Source organism: Pseudoduganella sp. RAF53_2 (assembly GCF_052113985.1).
Taxonomy (GTDB): domain Bacteria; phylum Pseudomonadota; class Gammaproteobacteria; order Burkholderiales; family Burkholderiaceae_D; genus Rugamonas.
In genome coordinates this window covers 1-3723 of sequence record NZ_JBFRDW010000611.1, presented here as the reverse complement: position 1 = coordinate 3723, position 3723 = coordinate 1, and the positions used below count along the sequence as shown (strand labels likewise).

The window sequence follows — 3723 nt, the reverse complement described above, 5'->3', positions numbered from 1 at the left end:
GCACCACAGCCGTGCTCTCGCTGGTAAAAGCCAGCACCGCGTCGGCATGCGCACGCAGCCAGTCGCCCATCGCCGAGATGAAGAAACTCTTCAGCGCCATATTGTCACATGGCAAAGTTGCCTGATCAGTGTCGCACAGCGCCGAATGCAGCATCAGCCCGGCTTCGTCATTGATACCCGCCACGAATTCCAGCTTCCACCCAGCAATGCTTTGTCGCAGCTGCTGGTGCCCGGCGCCATAGCCGTTCAAGAAACGAAGATTTCCCGAAGACAGCTCGATAATGAGGCGGACGCTGCCTGGAGAAATTGCATCCTGCACAACCTTGATGGCATGCAGAACGGCCCGGTCCGGACCGTCGCCGCCCAGCGCAAACCCATCTTCCAGCAAATGATCGACATCCACGAAGCCGGGCAGCAACCCTTCTTCTTGCATTCGAGCAAGTTGACGACTGAGCCTGGAATCCGAAGTTTGCCAAGTGACAACCAAATCCGGCACTTGTACAAAAGTTGTAGCGGATACAAAAAAAGGAGCTTCGGAGGTGAGCATATTTGCTTAAGGGAATGTTAATATTTGCCAATCGGTACAGAAGGCACTTTAGTCAAGAGTGTCTTCCGATGCCTTCCGGAATTCTTCCGGCCCCGGAAGGTTTCTCTTCCGGCTCCGGAAGGTTTCGATAAGTAGCTGATTAATAAGAATAATGTGGTGAATGAGATGTCAAACACGGGTTTTCGCTTCGGCGATTGGGATGTGGATCTGGAAGGCAACGCTGTCAGCGACGGCAGCGTTCGTACGCAGCTGGAACCGCGTGTTATGCAGGTGCTGCGCTACCTATGCCGCCACCCCGGCGCCGTCATTCCGGCCGAAGAGTTGCTCCAGGCTTGCTGGGGAAGCAACGAACTGGGCGACAATCCTGTCCACAAAGCAATCACCCAATTGCGCCGTGCACTTGGCGATTCGACAACTGATCCGCGTTATATCGAGACCATCCGCAAGCGCGGCTACCGGGCGATCGCTACCGTGGTCGAAGCTGCGGAGGCGGCACCAGCCGGCTGGACCAGCGGCTCACCGTTCCGCGGTCTGGAGGCATTCCAGGAAAATCACGCTGCCATCTTCTTCGGCCGGGTAAGCGCCACCGCCCAGTTGCGCGCCATCGTCACCGCGCAGGCGGTCGAGGGCTGCGCCATGGCGCTCGTGCTTGGCCCGTCCGGGTCGGGCAAGACCTCGCTGGTGCGCGCGGGGCTGCTGCCACAATTAATGGCAGGTGCGGCTCGGCCCGACGAAGCCATCGTTCTGTCCAGCACCACTTATATGGATTGCGCCGACCTCGGCGGCGGCAATCTGTTCCAGGCCCTGGCCGCCGCCCTGCTCGACGCCGACCTCGATGACGCGCCGCTGTTTGACGGCGACAGCGCCGCCAGTCTTGGCCAGCGACTGGAAAAGGATGCGGCGGCGGTTGCCAGCTTTGTCGGGGAACGCACCGGCGGCAAACCGCGCATCGCCATTTTTGTCGACCGCCTGGAAGCCATTTTCCGCAGCAGTGCCGCCGACCGCACGGCGTTCATCGCCGTGCTGGAAACACTGGCGCGCGGCAAAGGGCTGCTGGTGGTCACGGCCTKCCGTAACGACTTCTACCCGGACATCGTCGCCCTGCCCGCGCTGATGGCCCTGAAAGCCCGCGGCGGCCACTACGATCTGACCGCACCGGATGGCGCCGACATCGCCCAGATCGTGCGCCAGCCCGCCCGCGCCGCCCAGCTCACCTTCGAGCAGGATGCGGCCAGCGGCGCCAGCCTGGACGACGTGCTGTGCGACGCCGCGCGCGGCAGTCCCGACACGCTGCCCCTGCTGCAGTATTGCTTGAATGAGCTATATCGCTTGCGCAGCGAAGACGGCCAATTGCGTTTCGAAGCCTTCCACCAGCTGGGCGGCATCGAAGGTGCAATTGGCGTCCGCGCCGAGCAAGTCGTGGACGGACTTAAGCCCGAACAGGTCGCCGCCCTGCCCCACGTGCTGTCGCTGCTGGTGAACATCGGCGACGAACAAGCCGCCGTGACTGCGCGCCGCAGTCCCTGGTCTCTGCTGCGCAGCGATGCCGAGAGAGAGCTGGTGCGCGCCATGGTCGAAGCCCGCCTGTTCGTCAGCGAACTGGCCGGCGACGTGCCCAGCTTCGGCGTCGCCCACGAAGCCCTGCTGCGCCGCTGGCCGCGCGTGGTCGAATGGATCGAGCGCTACCGCCACGCCCTCCAGCTACGTACCCGTCTCAGCGGACAAGCGGCGCGCTGGGCCGCATCCAGCCGTCCGCGCGATCTGCTGCTGCCCAGCGGCACCCAGGTGAGCCAGGCCGCCGAACTGCTCAGCCTCGAAAACTTTTCCCTCGCACCTCTGGAAGCCGAATACGTGCGCTCCTCCATCAGCCGTGCGCGCCTCGGCGAGCGAATTCGTAACGGCGTGGTCGCGCTGATCGCCGTGCTCGCGGTCCTCGCCACCGGCCTTGGTTTGATGGCACACAACGCCCAGCGCGAAGCAGAACGCAACCGCAGTGAAGCCGAAGGTTTGATGACCTATATGCTGGGCGACTTCAGTGAAAAGCTGAGGCCAATTGGCAAGCTCGATTTGCTGGACGATATCAGCAAGAAGGCCCTGGATTATCTGGGTAAAGTGCAGGAAAGCGATGGCAATGTGGCGACGCAAACTCAGCATGCCAAGGCATTGCGTATTATCGGCGAGGTAAAGCAATATCGCTCACGCGCGCCGGAAGCTGCCATGGCGTGGACGAAGGCCCTCAGCATTCTTCGCAAACTCCCGCCCAACCAGGACCGCACCGCTCTGCGCGAGCGAGGTATCGTCGCGTTTTTGCTAGGCCAGTATCATCTGGGACAAAACGAACTTGATGAAGCTGAGAAGTTTTTGCAGGAATATCGAGAATTCAGCGATCGCTTCGCCGCTGTCGACCCAACCGATCCTGACGGTTGGCTGGAACAATCCTACGCTCACAATAGCCTTGGCGTCATCGCGATGAAGCGAAATCGCTTTGATGAAGCGGCAAGGGAATTCGAACAGGCGCTGAAGGGCCGGTTGCAGGTGCAGCGCCAAAAACCGGAAAAACTGGCCTTGCAAGCAGATCTTGCGAACAGTTATTCGTGGCTGGCAGAAAGCAAACTCAAACAAGGACACTTGGACGAAACGATGCGGCTTTATGGCGAAGAGGAAGCCCTGCTGCGTCCGATCTTCACTGGAGACGCCAACTGGGCAAACCGCTTGTCGCTGTCGCTGATGCGTCAGGGATTGTTGCAAGCCGCCCTTGGCCATCGCGCGGAGGCGATGGCCAAACTGAAGGATGCTGAGGGCGTACTGCAACGGCTTGTCGACCTTGATCCAAGCAATCGCCAATGGCAAGCGCGCCTCTATGCTGCCAAGGGTCGCCAATTCGAATTGTTCGAACCGAATGGTGATCCCAAGAGCAGTCTTGACCGGCTACAGGTCATTTGCGAAAAGATGGAAGGCTTGAGTGCGCTCGACCCGAAGAACAGTACCCTTACCTTCCAGACCATCAAATTCAAGCAGGCCCGCACTCCTTTACTTCAGATGCTGGGACGTCATGCTGACGCATTGAAGAATCTGGACGATGCCGTTGCCGCGCTCGAAGCCCAATACCTCAAGTCCAAAACGGACAGCGCCGCCGTCAGCATTTATGCCGATGCCTTGCTCGCACGCGCCGACAT

2 protein-coding genes are annotated in these 3723 nt (G+C 60.4%); one reads left to right on the top strand and one right to left on the bottom strand.

Annotated elements, in window-relative coordinates; translation table 11 throughout:
• Window positions 1-547 (bottom strand): hypothetical protein (locus AB4Z11_RS26375; RefSeq protein ID WP_442028807.1); only part of this gene is annotated, 547 nt, incomplete at its 3' end.
• A gap of 165 nt (window positions 548-712) precedes the next feature.
• On the opposite strand from AB4Z11_RS26375, the gene AB4Z11_RS26370 reads away from it, so the two are divergent.
• On the top strand, window positions 713-3723 hold a 3011-nt coding region (locus AB4Z11_RS26370), incomplete at its 3' end, for an nSTAND1 domain-containing NTPase (protein ID WP_442028806.1).